This window comes from Streptomyces sp. S465, assembly GCF_026898115.1.
GTDB classification, from domain to species: Bacteria; Actinomycetota; Actinomycetes; order Streptomycetales; family Streptomycetaceae; genus Streptomyces; species Streptomyces luomodiensis.
In genome coordinates this window covers 7,674,095-7,691,647 of the sequence record NZ_CP114036.1, presented here as the reverse complement: position 1 = coordinate 7,691,647, position 17,553 = coordinate 7,674,095, and the positions used below count along the sequence as shown (strand labels likewise).

At 71.7% G+C, this 17,553-nt stretch carries 16 protein-coding genes and 2 pseudogenes; 7 read left to right on the top strand and 11 right to left on the bottom strand.

Annotated elements, in window-relative coordinates:
* Positions 1-57: 57 nt before the first annotated feature.
* The 3 genes from N6H00_RS32595 to N6H00_RS32585 form a co-directional block, all read right to left on the bottom strand.
* Positions 58-1,050, bottom strand: a complete 993-nt coding sequence (locus N6H00_RS32595; protein ID WP_268975420.1) for an aldo/keto reductase — start codon at positions 1,048-1,050, stop codon at positions 58-60.
* 23 nt (positions 1,051-1,073) lie between these two features.
* On the bottom strand, positions 1,074-2,504 hold the full coding sequence (gene argH, locus N6H00_RS32590) for an argininosuccinate lyase (protein WP_268975419.1): 1,431 nt from the start codon (positions 2,502-2,504) through the stop codon (positions 1,074-1,076).
* Positions 2,505-2,646: 142 nt separating this feature from the next.
* Positions 2,647-3,843, bottom strand: a complete 1,197-nt coding sequence (locus N6H00_RS32585; protein WP_268975418.1) for an argininosuccinate synthase — start codon at positions 3,841-3,843, stop codon at positions 2,647-2,649.
* Positions 3,844-3,953: 110 nt separating this feature from the next.
* On the opposite strand from N6H00_RS32585, the gene N6H00_RS32580 reads away from it, so the two are divergent.
* The 5 genes and pseudogenes from N6H00_RS32580 to N6H00_RS32560 all read left to right on the top strand — a co-directional run.
* Entirely contained in the window at positions 3,954-4,214 is a 261-nt protein-coding gene (locus N6H00_RS32580; RefSeq protein WP_268975417.1) for a hypothetical protein, read from the top strand.
* 91 nt (positions 4,215-4,305) lie between these two features.
* Positions 4,306-5,169 (top strand): endonuclease/exonuclease/phosphatase family protein, encoded by an 864-nt coding sequence (locus N6H00_RS32575; RefSeq protein WP_268975416.1) that lies wholly within the window; start codon positions 4,306-4,308, stop codon positions 5,167-5,169.
* A gap of 153 nt (positions 5,170-5,322) precedes the next feature.
* Positions 5,323-6,399, top strand: coding sequence for an NADH:flavin oxidoreductase/NADH oxidase (locus N6H00_RS32570; protein WP_268975415.1), 1,077 nt, complete (start codon positions 5,323-5,325; stop codon positions 6,397-6,399).
* Between the two features lie 145 nt (positions 6,400-6,544).
* Positions 6,545-7,231 (top strand): annotated as a pseudogene (locus N6H00_RS32565) (ferric reductase-like transmembrane domain-containing protein); the annotation flags it as partial.
* Positions 7,232-7,236: 5 nt separating this feature from the next.
* Positions 7,237-7,617: pseudogene (locus tag N6H00_RS32560) on the top strand (FAD:protein FMN transferase); the annotation flags it as partial.
* A gap of 65 nt (positions 7,618-7,682) precedes the next feature.
* On the opposite strand, the gene N6H00_RS32555 reads toward N6H00_RS32560, so the two are convergent.
* Entirely contained in the window at positions 7,683-8,105 is a 423-nt protein-coding gene (locus N6H00_RS32555) for a DUF488 domain-containing protein (protein WP_268975414.1), read from the bottom strand.
* Positions 8,106-8,156: 51 nt separating this feature from the next.
* Between N6H00_RS32555 and N6H00_RS32550 the strand changes: the two genes are divergently transcribed.
* Both N6H00_RS32550 and N6H00_RS32545 read left to right on the top strand, forming a co-directional pair.
* A complete protein-coding gene (locus tag N6H00_RS32550; RefSeq protein WP_268975413.1) occupies positions 8,157-8,747 on the top strand; it encodes a pyridoxamine 5'-phosphate oxidase family protein in 591 nt (196 codons plus the stop codon).
* Positions 8,748-8,813: 66 nt separating this feature from the next.
* Positions 8,814-9,830 carry a bile acid:sodium symporter family protein gene (locus N6H00_RS32545; RefSeq protein ID WP_268975412.1) on the top strand — a complete coding sequence of 339 codons (1,017 nt, stop codon included), beginning with the start codon at positions 8,814-8,816 and terminating at the stop codon, positions 9,828-9,830.
* Positions 9,831-9,891: 61 nt separating this feature from the next.
* Here the strand turns inward: N6H00_RS32545 and N6H00_RS32540 are convergent, their stop codons facing one another.
* From N6H00_RS32540 to N6H00_RS32510, 7 genes are all read right to left on the bottom strand, one after another.
* Positions 9,892-10,440 (bottom strand): arginine repressor, encoded by a 549-nt coding sequence (locus N6H00_RS32540; protein WP_268975411.1) that lies wholly within the window; start codon positions 10,438-10,440, stop codon positions 9,892-9,894.
* Positions 10,441-10,448: 8 nt separating this feature from the next.
* Positions 10,449-11,651, bottom strand: a complete 1,203-nt coding sequence (locus N6H00_RS32535; RefSeq protein WP_268975410.1) for an acetylornithine transaminase — start codon at positions 11,649-11,651, stop codon at positions 10,449-10,451.
* Entirely contained in the window at positions 11,648-12,589 is a 942-nt protein-coding gene (gene argB / locus N6H00_RS32530; RefSeq protein WP_268975409.1) for an acetylglutamate kinase, read from the bottom strand. The genes N6H00_RS32535 and argB overlap by 4 nt, the downstream gene beginning before the upstream one ends.
* Complete coding sequence (argJ, locus tag N6H00_RS32525) at positions 12,586-13,740, bottom strand: bifunctional glutamate N-acetyltransferase/amino-acid acetyltransferase ArgJ (protein WP_268975408.1); 1,155 nt, start codon at positions 13,738-13,740, stop codon at positions 12,586-12,588. The genes argB and argJ overlap by 4 nt, the downstream gene beginning before the upstream one ends.
* On the bottom strand, positions 13,737-14,765 hold the full coding sequence (argC, locus tag N6H00_RS32520) for an N-acetyl-gamma-glutamyl-phosphate reductase (protein ID WP_268975406.1): 1,029 nt from the start codon (positions 14,763-14,765) through the stop codon (positions 13,737-13,739). Before argC ends, argJ begins: the two co-directional genes overlap by 4 nt.
* A 70-nt stretch (positions 14,766-14,835) precedes the next feature.
* Entirely contained in the window at positions 14,836-15,144 is a 309-nt protein-coding gene (locus N6H00_RS32515; RefSeq protein WP_268975404.1) for a nuclear transport factor 2 family protein, read from the bottom strand.
* A gap of 125 nt (positions 15,145-15,269) precedes the next feature.
* Positions 15,270-17,489, bottom strand: coding sequence for an NADP-dependent isocitrate dehydrogenase (locus N6H00_RS32510; protein WP_268975402.1), 2,220 nt, complete (start codon positions 17,487-17,489; stop codon positions 15,270-15,272).
* Positions 17,490-17,553: the final 64 nt, after the last annotated feature.

The window sequence follows — 17,553 nt, the reverse complement described above, 5'->3', positions numbered from 1 at the left end:
CTCGCACGCCCTGCTCGGGCATCGCCGGGCCGGGGGACCGACGACCCCAGCGGGGAATCAGGACCAGGGCAGTTCGGAGCGGTGGCGCCAGTAGTCTTCGGCGGGTTCCGCCAACCGTTCGAGCTCGCTCACCTGACGCTCGTCCAGGCTCAGGCCGGCGGCGGCCAGATTGGCGTGCAGCTGGGCCGTGGTGGCCGCGCCGGAGAGGACGACGGTCACCCACGGGCGGTGCAGGACCGCGGCGAGGGCGACGGCGTCGGGGGTGACGCCGGTCTCCTCGGCCACCTCGCGCAGGGCCGCCGGCAGCCGCTCGCCGGCGGCCTCGGTGAGCCGGCCGTTGGCCACGGCTTCCTTGACGATGACCGCCCGGCCCGCCTGATGGGCCTCGGCCAGCGCCGCCCCGGCCGAGGGCTCCAGCAGGTTGTAGGTGCTCTGGACGGTGCGGAAGAGCGGCCGGCCGTCGACCTCCACGGCCAGCGCGGCGCGGATCGCCTCGGCCTGGCGCGGACCGCTGGTGGACACGCCGACCGTCACCCCCTCCGCGGCCAGCGCCGCCAGCCGGGTGTGCAACTCGCGGTCGGTGAGGGCCGGGCTCTCGGGGGTCACCGAGTGGATCTGGTACAGGTCCAGCCGGTCGCCGAGCAGCGCGTCGGTCAGCCCGCGCTGCCGCTCGAAGAGCTCGACGCCGTGGTCCTTGACCTCATGGGTCTCGGCGTCCGTACGCCAGTCCGCGACGTACGTATAGCCCCACTTGGAGCCGACCACCACCTCGCGCGCGGCGTCCGGCCGGTCGCGCAGCCAGTCGGCGAGGAACTCCTCGGCCCGGCCGTAGGAGCGCGCCGCGTCCAGATAGCGCACGCCGGCGGCGTACGCGGCGTCCAGCAGCTCATGGCTGCGCTGCCGCATCACCTCGACCGGGCGCTCGGCCGGGAGGTCCTGGTCCCGGCCGAGGTTGATGTAGGCGGGACGGCCGACCGCGGCCAGGCCGAGCCCGATCCGGGCCGTCCCCGCCTCAGGGGTGGCGATCTCCGCAAGACGTTCGAAACCCATGGTGCCGTCCCCACCTCTCCCGTTCAGCGCTTGGCGCCGGCCCACTCGTACTGGGCCGCCAGATCCTCCTTGACCTCCGCGAGCTGGGCCCGCACCGCCTCCGGGGCGGTGCCGCCGCGGCCGCTGCGCGCGGCCAGCGCGCCCGGCACGTTGAGGACGCCGCGGACCTCGGGCGTCAGATGCGGGGAGATCTTCGCGAACTGCTCATCGGTGAGCTGGTCGAGCTCGATGCCGGTCCGCTCGCACTCCTTGACGCATGCGCCCGCGACCTCGTGTGCCACCCGGAACGGCACACCCTGCCGCACCAGCCATTCGGCGATGTCGGTGGCCAGCGAGAACCCGGCCGGGGCCAGCTCCTCCATGCGCTCGCGGTTGACGGTGAGCGTCGCCATCATCCCGGTGAAGGCCGGGAGCAGCACCTCCAGCTGATCGCAGGAGTCGAAGACCGGCTCCTTGTCCTCCTGGAGGTCGCGGTTGTACGCGAGCGGCAGGGCCTTGAGCGTGGCCAGCAGCCCGGTGAGGTTGCCGATCAGCCGGCCGGACTTGCCGCGGGCGAGCTCCGCGATGTCCGGGTTCTTCTTCTGCGGCATGATCGACGAACCGGTGGAGAAGGCGTCGTGGAGGGTCACGAAGGAGAACTCCTTCGTGTTCCAGATGATGATCTCCTCCGCGATCCGCGACAGATCGACGCCGATCATCGCGGTGATGAAGGCGAACTCGGCGACGAAGTCACGGGAGGCCGTGCCGTCCAGCGAGTTGGCGGACGAACCCCGCTCGAAGCCGAGGTCGGCCGCGACCGCCTGCGGATCGAGGCCCAGCGAGGACCCGGCCAGGGCGCCCGAGCCGTACGGCGAGACGGCGGTGCGCTCGTCCCACTGCCGCAGCCGCTCCGCGTCCCGCGACAGCGCCTGCACATGGGCGAGGACGTGGTGGGCGAAGAGCACCGGCTGGGCGTGCTGGAGGTGGGTGCGGCCGGGCATCGCGACGTCGGGGTGCGCCTCCGCGAGCCCCACCAGGGCCTGCTGGAGGTCGGCGATCAGCCCGCCGATGATCCGGGCGTGGTCGCGCAGATACATCCGGAAGAGGGTGGCGATCTGGTCGTTGCGGGACCGTCCGGCCCGCAGCTTGCCGCCGAGGTCCGGGCCCAGCCGCTCCAGCAGACCGCGCTCCAGGGCGGTGTGGACGTCCTCGTCGGCGATGGTGCCGGTGAACGCGCCGGAGGCGACGTCGGCCTCCAACCGGTCCAGTCCCGCCAGCATCCGCTCCAGCTCATCGGCGGTGAGCAGCCCCGCCGAGTGCAGCACCCGGGCGTGGGCGCGGGATCCGGCGATGTCGTACGGCGCCAGGCGCCAGTCGAAGTGCACGGAGGCGCTGAGCTTCTCCAGTGCCTCGGACGGCCCGTCGGCGAAGCGGCCGCCCCAGAGCCGGACGTCACCGCTGTTGCCGTTGCTCACGCTGTTGCTCCTCAGGCTGTGGGGTGGTGCTGTGCGGGTGATGCTGTCGGGTGGTGCTGTGGGTGTGCTGTGGGTGTACGACCGCCTTCCCGCCGTGCGGCGGGAAGGCGAGGTGGTCCGTGATGGTATGCGGATACGCGGGCTACTGCTGGAGGTCCCGCTTCGCGGCGATCTTGCTGGACATGCCGAAGATCTCGATGAAGCCCTTCGAGAGGGACTGGTCGAAGGTGTCGCCGGTGTCGTAGGTCGCCAGGTTGAAGTCGTACAGCGACTGCCGCGACCGGCGCCCGGTGGCCACGGCCCGGCCGCCGTGCAGGGTCATCCGGATCTCGCCGGAGACCTGCTCGTTCGCCTCGGCGATGAAACCGTCCAGCGCCCGCTTGAGCGGCGAGAACCACAGTCCGTCATAGACGAGCTCGCCCCACCGCTGCTCGACCTGCCGCTTGTAGCGGGCCAGCTCGCGCTCGACGGTGACGCTCTCCAGCTCCTGGTGGGCGGTGATCAGCGCGATGGCGCCGGGGGCCTCGTAGACCTCCCGGGACTTGATCCCCACCAGCCGGTCCTCGACCATGTCGATCCGGCCGACGCCCTGGGCACCCGCCCGCTCGTTGAGCCGCTGGATGGCCTGGAGCACGGTGACCGGCTCGCCGTCGATCGCGACCGGGACGCCCTTGTCGAAGGTGATGATCACCTCGTCGGCCTCGCGCGGGGTGGCCGGGTCGGAGGTGTACTCGTAGACGTCCTCGACCGGCGCGTTCCAGATGTCCTCCAGGAAGCCGGTCTCCACGGCCCGCCCGAAGACGTTCTGGTCGATCGAGTACGGGGACTTCTTGGTGGTCGCGATCGGCAGGCCCTTGGCCTCGCAGAAGGCGATCGCCTTGTCCCGGGTCATCGCGTAGTCCCGGACCGGCGCGATGCAGGTCAGATCCGGTGCGAGGGAGGAGATGCCCGCCTCGAACCGCACCTGGTCGTTCCCCTTGCCGGTGCAGCCGTGGGCGACGGTCCCGGCGCCGTGCTCGCGGGCGGCGGCGACCAGGTGCTTCACGATGGCGGGCCGCGACAGGGCGGAGACCAGCGGATAGCGGTCCATGTACAGTGCGTTGGCCTTGATCGCCGGAAGGCAGTACTCCGTGGCGAACTCGTCCTTCGCGTCCGCGACCTCCGCCTCGACCGCCCCGCAGGCGAGCGCGCGCTTACGGATGACGTCCAGATCCTCGCCACCCTGGCCGACGTCCACGGCAACGGCGATGACCTCGGCACCCGTCTCCTCGGCGATCCAGCCAATGGCGACGGAGGTGTCCAGGCCGCCTGAATAGGCGAGTACGACGCGCTCGGTCACGGGTCCCTCCTTACGTTTCATACGGTCGTAGGTATAAGTATGCACTGGGCCGTATGTTTCGTCAAAGCGTCCCAAGAGGGTTGTCCGGCGGGTCGGTGCTGTCACCATGGATGACGCGGAGAGCGCAGCTGTGGACCGAGGGGGAGTCGGGACCCGTGCAGAAGAAGCAGATGATGGTGTTCGGAGCGATCGTGGCGGGGGTCCTGTGGATCAACAACCACGGTGACGGCAACACCCGCGACGGCGAGTCGGACCAGAAGGACCGGTATCCCGTCCACTTCCAGAGCGAGAAGGGCGACAAGACGGGCGACAAGAAGCAGCCCGAGCCGCGCTCGACCGTGTCCTACCCGATCAAGTTCGATCGTCGGTGAGGCCGGCGACTCGTCCGGACGGTGGACGTACGGGCGCGGTGAGCGCGGCGCCGTGGGGCCACGTTCGGCACCGGAACGCACGCTGACCGGCATGGATCACCTGATCACCGTTCCCGGCCGCCGCCGGTTCCTCGCCGCGGCGATCGGCCTCGGCACCACCGCCGCCACCGGGACGGCCTGGGCGGCGGCGACCGCCACGGGTGCGCAGGAGCGGCTGCGCGTGGCCACGTTCAACATCCACCATGGTGCGAGCCCGGCCGATGTGCTGGACCTGGAGCGCGTCGCCCAGGTGATCGAGGCCCTGGGAGTGGACGTCATCGGCCTGGAGGAGGTCGACCGGTACTGGCGGCGCAGCGGCTTCGCCGACCAGCCGGCCTGGCTGGGCGAGCGGCTGGGCATGCGGTACGCCTTCGGCGCCAACCTCGACCTGGACCCGGAGGAGCCCGGCCGGCCGCGCCGTCAGTACGGCACCGCGGTGCTCTCCCGCCGGCCGATCCTGTCCTGGACCAACACCCACCTTCCGCTCGTCCCCGGCCATGAGCAGCGCGGTCTGCTCCGGGCCACGCTGGACGTGGGCGGTACGCGCGTCACCTTCGCCGTGACGCACCTTCAGCACGACGACGGCCGGGAGCGCGAGCGGCAGTCCGCCCGGATCGCCGAACTCCTCGGGCCGGACCCCGGGCGCACCGTCCTGGTCGGCGATCTGAACGCCACGTCCGAGGCCCCGGAGATCCGCACCCTGACCGGTGTGCTCGACGACGTGTGGACAAAGGCCGGCACCGGTGACGGCTTCACCTACGCCGCCGCCGACCCGCACGCCCGTATCGACTACCTCCTCGCCTCCCACGACATCGGCCCGCTCGCCGCCGAGGTGGTCACGGCGGACCCCGAAGCCTCCGATCACCTGCCGGTGGTGAGCGATCTGCTGATGCCCGCGGCGCGCCGACGGCGCTGAGCCGACACGCGGCGGGACCGGAGCGGGCCAGACCGGGCAGCGTTATTTGCATACGCGGTCTATTTCGGGCGAGGATATATGCGAGGCGCCGCTAATGCGCCTCGTCGGCATCTCTCGGTGCCGCCTCCCCCAACCCCCTGGTACGGAGTTTTTGTGAGTTCCCTGTTCGAGCCCTACACCCTGCGTTCCGTCACGATCCCCAACCGGGTGTGGATGCCCCCGATGTGCATGTACTCCGCCGCCCCCACGGGCCTCGCCGAAGGCGTGCCCACGGACTGGCACTTCCAGCACTACGGAGCGCGGGCGGCGGGCGGCACCGGGCTGATCATCATGGAGGCCACCGGGGTGTCGCCCGAGGGCCGGATCTCCCCCCACGACCTCGGACTGTGGAACGAGACGCAGGCCGGCGGCCTGCGCCGGCTCACCGATTTCCTCAAGAGCCAGGGCACCGTCCCCGGCATTCAGCTCGCCCACGCCGGCCGCAAGGCGTCCACCAGCCGGCCCTGGGAGGGCGACCGCCCGGTCGGCCCCGACGAGCACGGCTGGCAGCCGGTCGGCCCGAGCGCCGAGCCGTACCCGGGCCTGAAGGTCCCGCACGAGCTGACCGTCGAGGAGATCCACGAGATCGTCGACCGGTGGCGCGCCTCGGCCCGCCTCGCCCTCGCCGCCGGTTTCCAGGTCATCGAGATCCACGGCGCCCACGGCTACCTGATCGGCAACTTCCTCTCCGCGCACAGCAACCGCCGCACCGACGCCTACGGCGGCGGCTTCGACAACCGCGTCCGGTTCGCCGTCGAGGTCGTCGACGCGGTACGCGAGGTCTGGCCGGAGGAGCTCCCGCTCTTCTTCCGCGTCTCGGCCACCGACTGGCTTCAGGAGGGCGGCTGGACCCCCGATGAGACCGTCGCCCTCGCCCGCGTCCTCACCGAGCACGGTGTGGACCTGATGGACGTCTCCACCGGGGGCAACGCGGCCGGTGTGACCATCCCGGTCGGGCCGGGCTACCAGGTGCCGTTCGCCGCCCGGGTCCGGCGCGAGACGGAGATGCCGGTGGCGGCGGTCGGCGAGATCACCGAGCCCGAGCAGGCGGAGAAGATCCTCGCGGCGGGCGAGGCGGACGCGGTGCTGATCGGCCGCCAGCTGCTGCGCGAGCCCACCTGGGCCCGGCGGGCCGCCCGCGAACTGGGCGGCGATGTGCGGATTCCGCAGCAGTACGGCTGGCGTCCCTGAGCGGTCGCCGGAACCCCCGCCGCTGAGTCCTCGCGGCCGTTGAGTCATCCCGCGCTCCCGGCCGTACCCCCTTGCGCCGGAGCCCAGGGGAAGGGGACAGGCCGTGACGACGCTACTGAACAGCCGGGCCGGGCGGCGGCAGGCCATGCGCCGCATCCGGCCCCGCCGTTCGCCCGCCGTGCCGTTGATCCTGCTCAGCTGGGCGGGCGCGGCGGCGGTGTGGTCGCTGTGGTGGCGGAACACGCCGAACGTCGACGGCACCGCGCAGTGGCTCACCCACACCGGGCGGCTCAGCGGGCTGCTCTGCGGGTACGTCCTCGCCCTCGTCGTCCTCCAGATGGCGCGCGTTCCGGCGCTGGAGCGGCGGGTGGGGTCGGATCGGGTGGCGCGGTGGCACGCGATGAGCGGGCGGTACGCGCTGTGCCTGATCGTGGCGCATGTCGGGCTGACCATCGCGGGGTACGCCCAGCAGGCGGGCACCGGCCTCGCCGACCGGACCGTGACCGTGGTCATGGACTACCCGGACATGGTCGAGGCGACGGCCGGCACCGCGGCGCTGGTGGTGATCGGGCTGGTCTCGGCGGGGGTGGTGCGCCGCCGGATGCCGTACGAGGTGTGGTACTACCTGCATCTGTTCACCTACGGGGCGGTCTTCCTGACGTTCTGGCACCAGCTCGCCATGGGCGCCGAGTTCGTCGGGCACCAGACCGCCGAGACCGCCTGGTACGCGCTGTACGGCACGGTCACCGCGCTCGTGGTCCGGTACCGGCTGCTGGTGCCGCTGCGGCTGAACCTGCGGCACCGGATGCGGGTGGCGGCCGTCGTGCCGGAGGCGCAGGCGGCGGCGACGTCCAGGTGCACGGCGGCCCGTGGCGGGTGGGCATCGCCGATCCGCTGCGCCGGGGCGAGCCGGCGGCGGTCGTGGCGGCCCACGGCGAACTGGCCGTGGCCACCTCGGGTCCGGCCGAGCGGGGCTGCCACATCCTGGACCCGCGCACCGGACTGCCCCCGGCGCGGGGACCGGCCTCGGTCACCGTGATCGCCACCAGCCTGGCGGACGCGGACGTCTGGGCCACGGCGGCCTGCGCGATGGGCGCCGAGCGCGCCCGCCCCTGGCTGGGACGGCTGTCCGACGCCGAGGCGTTCGTCGTCACCGCCGACGGCTCCACCTGGCACACGAGCGGTTTCGCCCGCTATGCGGCAGGGCTGTGGGTATGACTCCGGCTCCTTCCGCCCTCCGCCGCGACGAGGAGTGCGCACATGGCCCGCGGCCGAGGCGGCGGTCAGCCGTGGCCGCGGATCGCCTCGGCCAGCACCTGGACGTGGCCGTGGTCGAGGTCCTTGACCGCGGTGAGGAGGGTCAGGGGGCCGGCGGCGGCCAGGGTGCGCAGGTGGTCGACGGCGGCGCGGCGGTCCGGGTCGGCGAGTTCCGCGTGGTAGCGGCGGGTGAACTCGGGGAAGCGGTCCGGGTCGTGGCCGTACCAGCGGCGCAGTTCGGTGGAGGGGGCGGCGTCCTTGGTCCATTCGTCCAGGTGGGCGTCGGCCTTGGCCAGACCGCGCGGCCAGACGCGGTCCACCAGGACGCGGGTGCCGTCGTCCGGTTCGGGGGTGTCGTACACCCGGCGGATGCGGACCGCGGGCCTGGTCGCGGAGGGCCGTGCCGAGGATCGTGCCGAGGCTCGTGCGGAGGCTTTCTTGGAGGCCATACGCCCATGGAACCATCGCCCCGGCCGCCACCCGCAGGGATAATGCGCCACATGGGAAAGGTGTATGAACGCATAGACGGCAGACTCCGCACCTTCATCGAAGAGCAGAAGATCTTCTTCACCGCCACCGCCCCGCTGGCCGGGGACGGCACGGTGAACCTCTCGCCGAAGGGGCTCACCGGCTCCTTCGCCGTACTGGACGAACTGACCGTGGCCTACCTGGACTTCGCGGGGAGCAACGCGGAGACCGTCGCCCATCTGCGGGAGAACGGCAGGATCACCCTGATGTGGTGCGCCTTCACCGGCCCGCCGAACATCGTGCGCGTCCACGGCCGGGGCGAGCCGGTGTTCCGTGACGATCCGCGCTTCGCCGGGCTGCTGGAGCACTTCCCGGACATCGACATCCGCGCCCACGGGCTGCGGGCGATCATCGTGGTGACCGCCGAGCTGATCCGGGACACCTGCGGCTACGCGGTCCCGTTCATGGACTACCGCGAGGACCGCCCGCTGCACGCCTCCCGCTTCCAGCGGGAGGACGACGAGTCGCTGGACCGCTACTTCCACAAGAAGGAGCACATCGCCAGCAGCATGGACGGGCTGCCGGGGCTACCGCTCCCGCTGCCGCCCCTCACCGCCACATAGTGGGCGTAGTGACCACATAACGAGACGGTGTTGCGGAAGGTGCCTCCGGAAGCGTTCCATCACGCGGTGCGCTCCGAATCGAACAGCTCCGCGGCGGACTCCCCGACGGCGGCGGCGCAGACGCCCGCCTCGTCGCCGGAGTCCGCTTCCACCGACCGGGCGGCCCGGCGGGCCGTCACCGTCTTCCCCATCCTGGTGCTCGCCGCCGGCGCGGCCGGCCTCAGCACGCCCGGCACCTTCAGCGGCTGGGCTCCGGACGTGCCCTACCTGCTCGGCGTGATCATGTTCTGCATGGGGCTGACCATGACCCCGCAGGACTTCTCCGGTGTCGTCAAGCGGCCGTGGGCGGTGGCCCTCGGACTGGTCGCGCACTACGTGATCATGCCGGGGCTGGGGTGGCTGATCGCGCACGCCCTCGGTCTCTCCCCCCAGCTGGCGGCCGGAGTCATCCTGGTCGGCTGCGCGCCGAGCGGTACGGCCTCGAACGTGGTGACGTACCTGGCGCGCGGCGATGTGGCGCTGTCGGTGTCCGTCGCCACCGTCTCCACGGTGCTCGCACCGCTGGTCACCCCGCCGCTGACGCTGCTGCTGGCCGGGGAGTTCCTGCCGGTGGACGCGGGCTCGATGGTCACCGACATCCTCAAGACCGTGCTGCTGCCAGTGGTCGCGGGGCTGGTGGTCCGGCTGTTCGCCGGGCGGTTCATCCACCGGGTGCTGGGGCTGCTGCCCTGGCTGTCGGCCGTCACGATCGGCGTGATCGTCGCGGTCGTGGTGGCGGCCAGCGCGGACACCATCAAGTCGGCGGCGGCGCTGGTGCTGCTGGCCGTGGTGCTCCACAACGGGCTCGGCCTGGCGCTGGGATACGGGGCGGGCAAGGTGGCCCGGCTGGGGGCGCCCGCCAGCCGCGCCATGGCCTTCGAGGTCGGCATGCAGAACTCCGGGCTCGCCGCCTCCCTGGCCGCCGCCCACTTCAGCCCGCTGGCCGCGCTCCCGGCCGCCGTGTTCTCCGTGTGGCACAACGTCTCGGGTGCGCTGGTCGCGGCCTGGATGTCGTACCGGGCCCGGCGCCGCGCCGACGCGTAAGCGGACTGACGCGCCGGCACTCCGGGGAGTGCCGGCGCGCAGATCATCCGCCGGGAGGGCGCTAACGCTCCTTCTGGGCCAGCCGCAGCAGATGGTCGGCGAGCGGCTGGCCGCCCGCCGGGTCGCGGCTGATCAGCAGGAGGGTGTCATCGCCCGCGATGGTGCCGAGGATGTCGTGCAGCTCCGCCGAGTCGATGGCCGAGGCGAGGAACTGGGCGGCGCCCGGCGGAGTGCGCAGCACCACGAGGTTGGCCGACGCCTCCGCCGAGATCAGCAGCTCGCCCGCCAGCCGGGCCATCCGCGCCTCGCTCGCCGACTCGCCGAGCGGGGCGCGCGGCGTACGGTCGCCGCCCTCGCTCGGCACCGCGTAGATCAGCTCACCGCCGGTGTTGCGGATCTTCACCGCGCCCAGCTCGTCCAGGTCCCGGGAGAGCGTCGCCTGGGTGACGGAGAGCCCGTCGTCGGCGAGGAGCTTGGCGAGCTGGCTCTGGGAGCGCACGGGCTGCCGGTTCAGGATGTCCACGATCCGGCGGTGGCGTGCGGTGCGGGTGTGCGGCAGGGCCGGTCCGTGGTTGGCGTCCTGTGCGTCGGTGTGCTGCGCCTCGGTCATCGGTGTCGTCAGTCTCCGGCTCGTCGTTCCCCGTGACCCTCGTGGACGGCGTCCAGGACGGCGGGCAGCTCCCGGAGGAAGGTGTCCACCTCGTCGTCGGCGACGACGAGCGGCGGGGCGAGCCGGACCACATCCGGCGCGACCGCGTTCACCAGGAGTCCCGCGTCCTGAGCCGCCTGCTGCACCTGCGGCGCGAGGGACTCGGTGAGCACGATACCGAGCAGCAGCCCGGCGCCACGGACCCGGTCCACCAGAGCGTGGTCGAGTGATTCGATTCCGTTACGCAGCCGCTCCCCCGCCCGCTTGACCCGGTCCAGGAGGCCGTCGGCGGCGATGGTCTCCAGGACGGCGAGCGCGGCGGCGCAGGCGACGGGGTTCCCGCCGAAGGTGGAGCCGTGCTGGCCCGGGGTCAGCAGCTCGGCCGCGGGCCCGAAGGCGATGGTGGCGCCGATCGGCAGCCCGGCGCCGAGCCCCTTGGCGAGGGTGACGACATCGGGCTCGACACCCTGCGCCTGGTGCTCGAACCAGTGCCCGGTCCGGCCGATGCCGGTCTGGATCTCGTCGAGCACCAGCAGGGTGCCGGTGGCCCGGGTGATCTCGCGCGCCGCCGCGAGGTAGCCGGCCGGCGGCACGATGACGCCGTTCTCGCCCTGGATGGGCTCCACGATGACGAAGGCGGTGTCGGTGGTGACGGCCGCGCGCAGCGCCTCCACGTCCCCGTACGGCACATGGGTGACGTCGCCGGGCAGCGGACGGAAGGGGTCCTGCTTGGCGGGCTGGCCGGTCAGCGCGAGGGCGCCCATGGTGCGGCCGTGGAAGCCGCCGGTGGTGGCCACCATATGGGTGCGCCCGGTGCGCCGCCCGATCTTGAAGGCGGCCTCGACCGCTTCCGCGCCGGAGTTGGAGAAGTACACGCGCCCGGAGCGGCCGAAGAGCTGGAGCAGCCGCTCGGCGAGCGCCACCGGGGGTTCGGCGACGAAGAGGTTGGAGACATGGCCGAGGGTGGCGATCTGGTCGGACACCGCCCGCACCACGGCGGGGTGGGCGTGGCCGAGGGAGTTGACGGCGATACCGCCGACGAAGTCGAGGTACTCCTTGCCGTCCGCGTCCCAGACCTTGCCGCCCTCGCCGTGGGTGAGCGGGACGCGGGGGGTGCCGTAGTTGTCCATCAGCGCCCCCTGCCAGCGCCGCGTCAGCTCTTCGTTGCTCACTGGTCCTCCCCCTCGGTGTCGTTGTCGTTCTGATGGGGCACGGCCCCGTCCGGCAGGACCATCGTGCCGATGCCCTCGTCGGTGAAGATCTCCAGCAGGATGGAGTGCTGGACGCGCCCGTCGAGGACACGGGCGGTGCTGACGCCGTTGCGCACGGCGTACAGGCATCCCTCCATCTTCGGCACCATGCCGCTGGCCAGCTCCGGCAGCAGCTTCTCCAGCTGGCTCGCGGTGAGCTTGCTGATCACCTCGTCACTATGGGGCCAGTCGGCGTACAGGCCCTCGACGTCGGTGAGCACCATCAGCGTTTCGGCGCCCAGCGCGGCGGCGAGCGCGGCCGCGGCGGTGTCGGCATTGACGTTGTAGACGTGGCCGTCGTCGGCGCTGCGGGCGATGGAGGAGACGACCGGGATGCGGCCGTCGTCCAGCAGGGCCTGGACCGCGCCGGTGTCCAGCTCGGTGATCTGGCCGACCCGGCCGATGTCCACCCGCTCGCCGTCTATCTCGGCGAAGTGCTTGGTGGCGGACATCAGATGCGCGTCCTCGCCGGTCATGCCGACGGCCAGCGGGCCGTGCCGGTTGAGCAGCCCGACCAGTTCGCGCTGGACCTGTCCGGCCAGCACCATCCGTACGACGTCCATGGCCTCGTCGGTGGTGACCCGCAGCCCGGCCTTGAACTCGCTCACCAGGCCGTGCCGGTCGAGCTGGGCGCTGATCTGGGGGCCGCCGCCGTGGACCACGACGGGGCGCAGGCCCGCGTGGCGCAGGAAGACGACGTCCTGGGCGAAGGCGGCCTTCAGCTCGTCGTCGACCATGGCGTTACCGCCGAACTTGATCACCACGGTCTTGCCGTGGTGGCGGGTCAGCCAGGGCAGCGCCTCGATGAGGATGCGGGCCTTGGGCAGGGCGGTGTGTTTACGGGCGGTCGGCTGGCTCATGAGGAATACGCGCTGTTCTCGTGGACGTAGTCGGCGGTCAGGTCGTTGGCCCAGATCACGGCCGATTCGCTGCCCGCGGACAGGTCGGCGGTGATGCGGACCTCGCGGTAGCGCATGTCGACCAGCTCGCGGTCCTCGCCGACCGAGCCGTTCTTGCACACCCAGACGCCGTTGATGGCCACGTTGAGCTGGTCCGGTTCGAAGGCGGCGGAGGTGGTGCCGATCGCGGACAGCACCCGGCCCCAGTTGGGGTCCTCGCCGTGGATGGCGCACTTGAGGAGGTTGTTGCGGGCGATGGAGCGGCCCACCTCCACGGCGTCGTCCTCGGTGGCCGCGCCCACGACCTCGATCCGGATGTCCTTGGAGGCGCCCTCGGCGTCCCCGATCAGCTGGCGGGCGAGGTCGGCGCAGACCGTGCGGACCGCCTCGGCGAACTCCGCGGCGTCGGGTGTGACACCACAGGCGCCGGAGGCCATCAGCAGCACCATGTCGTTGGTGGACATGCAGCCGTCGGAGTCGATCCGGTCGAAGGTGGTGCGGGTGGCGGCGCGCAGCGCGGTGTCCAGGCCGGGAGCGTCCAGGTCGGCGTCGGTGGTGAGGACGACGAGCATGGTGGCCAGGCCCGGAGCCAGCATCCCGGCGCCCTTGGCCATACCGCCGACGGTCCAGCCGGCCGGGCTGGTGGCGACGGCCGTCTTGTGGACGGTGTCGGTGGTCTTGATGGCGATGGCGGCCTTCTCGCCGCCGTGCGCGGAGAGCGCGTCGGCGGCCTTGTCCACCCCCGACAGCACCGCCTCCATGGGCAGCCGGACGCCGATCAGCCCGGTGGAGGCGACGACGACCTCGCCCGCGCTGTGGCCGAGGACGTCGGCGACCTTCTCCGCGGTGGCGTGGGTGTCCTGGAAGCCCAGCGGGCCGGTGCAGGCGTTGGCACCACCGGAGTTGAGGACGACGGCGGAGACCTGACCGCCCTTGACGACCTGCTCGGACCACAGGACGGGGGCGGCCTTGACCCGGTTGGAGGTGAAGACGGCCGCGGCGGCCAGGCGCGGGCCGGTGTTCACCACGAGTGCGAGATCGGGGTTTCCGTTCTCCTTGATCCCTGCCGCGACACCGGAGGCCGTGAAGCCCTGGGCTGCCGTAACGCTCATGGAGCGACTCCGATCGTGGAAAGTCCCAGCTCCTCGGGGAGGCCGAGGGCGATGTTCATGCTCTGCACCGCGCCACCCGCGGTGCCCTTGGTGAGGTTGTCGATGGCGCTGATCACGATGGCGCGGCCGGCCGCCTCGTCATGGGCGACCTGGAGCAGCGCGGCGTTGGATCCGTACACGGCGGCGGTGGAGGGCCACTGGCCCTCGGGGAGGAGGGTGACGAACGGCTCGTCCCGCAGCGCCTTGACGTACACCGCCCGCAGGCTCTCCCCGGTCACTCCGGGCCTGGTCCTGGCGCTACAGGTGGCGAGGATGCCGCGGGGCATCGGGGCGAGGGTCGGGGTGAAGGAGACCGAGACCCGCTCCCCCGCCGCGGCCGACAGGTTCTGGATCATCTCGGGGGTGTGCCGGTGGCCGCCGCCGACGCCGTACGGACTCATGGAGCCCATGACCTCGCTGCCGAGCAAATGCGGCTTGGGCGCCTTGCCCGCGCCCGAGGTGCCGGAGGCGGCGACGATCACCGCTTCGGGCTCCAGCAGCCCCGCCGCGTACGCCGGGAAGAGCGCGAGGGAGACGGCGGTGGGGTAGCAGCCCGGCACCGCGACGCGCCTGGACCCCGCCAGCGCGCTGCGGGCCCCGGGCAGCTCGGGGAGGCCGTAGGGCCAGGTGCCGGCGTGCGGTGAACCGTAGAACCTCTCCCAGTCCGCCGCGTCCTTCAGCCGGAAGTCGGCGCCGCAGTCGATGACCAGCACCTGGTCGCCGAGCTGCTCGGCCACGGCGGCGGACTGCCCGTGCGGGAGTGCCAGGAAGACCACGTCATGCCCGGCCAGCGCCTCGGCGGTGGTGGGCGCCAGGATGCGCCCGGCCAGCGGCAGCAGGTGCGGCTGGAGCTGGGCGAGGGGTTGCCCGGCGTTGGAGTTGCCGGTCAGGGTGCCGATCTCCACCTCGGGGTGGGCGAGCAGCAGGCGCAGCAGCTCCCCGCCCGCGTATCCGCTCGCCCCTGCCACCGCAGCACGTATCGCCATCGCCATCCTCCCTTGAGTATGGCATGACTATACGTATGATCGCAGCTTTATGCAATGAGGTTCCGCCTGGTCACGGCGCCGGGCCCGTGACTATGCGCGCAGGTGGTGGCTCGACGGCGATGTCGCTGGTGACGTGGTGAGTACGGGGCGTGCCGTCCTCGTAGCGGATCACGCTGTCGCGGAGCATCGCCGCCACGGCGTCGCGGCCGTGCGCGGAGGGGCCGCTGCCGATGAAGGTGGCGTCGGCGGACAGGTCACCGACGCCGGCGAAGTCCCCGGCGTCCACCAGCTGTGCGTAGCGGGCGATCAGGTTCGTCACCGCGGTCGCGCCGGCCGTGGCGGGGGCGGGGGCACCGGGCGAGTCGGGTGTCGTGCTCATGGTTCCCTCCTGCGGGGCCGGGCGTCCGCGCACGGTGCCGGGACGGAAACCGCCCCGGCCGGACGGGTCCGGTCGGGGCGGTTTGGTGGTGCGGTGGTGCTGTGGTGCTGTGGTGCGGCCGGGCCTCAGCCGAGGGTGGCGAGGGCCTGGTTGAGGGTCGCGGACGGGCGCATGACGGCCCTGGCCTTGGCCGGGTCGGGCTGGTAGTAGCCGCCGATCTCGGCCGGGGAGCCCTGGACGGCGATCAGCTCGTCGACGATCTTCTGCTCCTGGGCGGTGAGGGTCTCGGCGAGCTGAGCGAACGCCTTGGCCAGGTCGGCGTCCTCGGTCTGCTTGGCCAGCTCCTGGGCCCAGTACAGGGCCAGGTAGAAGTGGCTGCCGCGGTTGTCGATACCACCGACGCGGCGGCTGGGCGACTTGTTCTCGGCGAGGAAGGTGCCGGTCGCCCGGTCGAGGGTGTCGGCCAGGACCTGGGCCCGCGCGTTGCCCGTCTTCTGCGCGAGGTGCTCGAAGCTGACCGCGAGGGCGAGGAACTCACCCAGGCTGTCCCAGCGCAGGTAGTTCTCCTTGACCAGCTGCTGGACGTGCTTGGGCGCCGAGCCGCCCGCACCGGTCTCGAACAGACCGCCGCCGTTGATCAGCGGGACCACCGACAGCATCTTGGCGCTGGTGCCCAGCTCCAGGATCGGGAACAGGTCGGTCAGGTAGTCACGCAGCACGTTGCCGGTGACCGAGATCGTGTTCTCGCCGCGGCGGATCCGCTCCAGGGAGAGCTTGATCGCCTCGACCGGCGACAGGATCCTGATGTCCAGACCCTCGGTGTCGTGCTCGGGCAGGTACGCCTTGACCTTCTCGATGAGGTTGGCGTCGTGCGCACGGCCCTCGTCGAGCCAGAAGACGGCCGGGTCGCCGGTGGCGCGGGCGCGGGTGACGGCGAGCTTGACCCAGTCCTGGATCGGCACGTCCTTGGTCTGGCACATGCGGAAGATGTCACCGGCGCCGACGACCTGCTCGATGACCGCGTTGCCGGCCTGGTCCAGGACGCGGACGGTGCCCGTGGTGGGGATCTCGAAGGTCTTGTCGTGGCTGCCGTACTCCTCGGCCTTCTGCGCCATCAGACCCACGTTGGGCACCGAGCCCATGGTGGCCGGGTCGAAGGCGCCGTGGGCGCGGCAGTCCTCGATCACGGCCTGGTAGATCCCGGCGTAGCTGCTGTCCGGGATCACCGCGAGGGTGTCGTGCTCCTCGCCGTCCGGGCCCCACATGTGGCCGGAGGTGCGGATCATGGCCGGCATGGAGGCGTCGACGATGACGTCGGACGGCACGTGCAGGTTGGTGATGCCGCGGTCGGAGTCGACCATGGCCAGCTCCGGGCCCTCGGCCAGCTCGGCGTCGAAGGACGCCTTGATCGCCGCGCCTTCGGGCAGGGACTCCAGGCCCTTGAGGATGCCGCCCAGACCGTCGTTCGGGGTCAGCCCGGCGGCGGCGAGGGTCTCACCGTGCTCGGCGAAGGTCTTGGGGAAGAAGGCCCGTACGGCGTGGCCGAAGATGATCGGGTCGGAGACCTTCATCATCGTGGCCTTCATGTGCAGCGAGAACAGCACACCCTCGGCCTTGGCGCGGGCGACCTGCGCCGAGAGGAACTCGCGCAGCGCCGCGACGCGCATCACGGAGGCGTCCACGACCTCGCCCGCCAGCACCGGCACCGACTCGCGCAGCACGGTGGTGGAGCCGTCGTCGCCCGCCAGCTCGATGCGCAGCGCACCGTCCTCGGGGATCACCACGGACTTCTCGGTGGAGCGGAAGTCGTCGGCGTCCATGTGGGCCACATTGGTCTTGGAATCGGCCGTCCAGGCGCCCATGCGGTGCGGGTTGGCCTTGGCGTAGTTCTTCACCGAGGCGGGGGCGCGGCGGTCGGAGTTGCCCTCGCGCAGCACCGGGTTCACGGCGGAGCCCTTGACCTTGTCGTAACGGGCGCGGATCTCCCGCTCCTCGTCGGTCTTCGGGTCGTCCGGGTAGGCCGGCAGCGCGTAGCCCTGCTGCTGCAGCTCGGCGATCGCGGCCTTCAGCTGCGGGATCGAGGCCGAGATGTTCGGCAGCTTGATGATGTTGGCCTCAGGGGTCTTGGCGAGTTCACCCAGCTCGGCGAGGGCGTCCGGGATGCGCTGGCCCTCCTCGAGGTACTCCGGGAACTGGGCGATGATCCGCCCCGCCAGAGAGATGTCCCGGCTCTCCACGGTGACCCCGGCCGTCGAGGCGTACGCCTCGATCACCGGCAGGAACGAGTACGTCGCGAGGGCAGGGGCCTCGTCCGTGTGCGTATAGATGATGGTCGAGTCAGTCACCGGGTGCTCCGCTCCACGTCTGCAACATTGCTCGACATCAAGATATCCGGTACTCGGCCCTTTC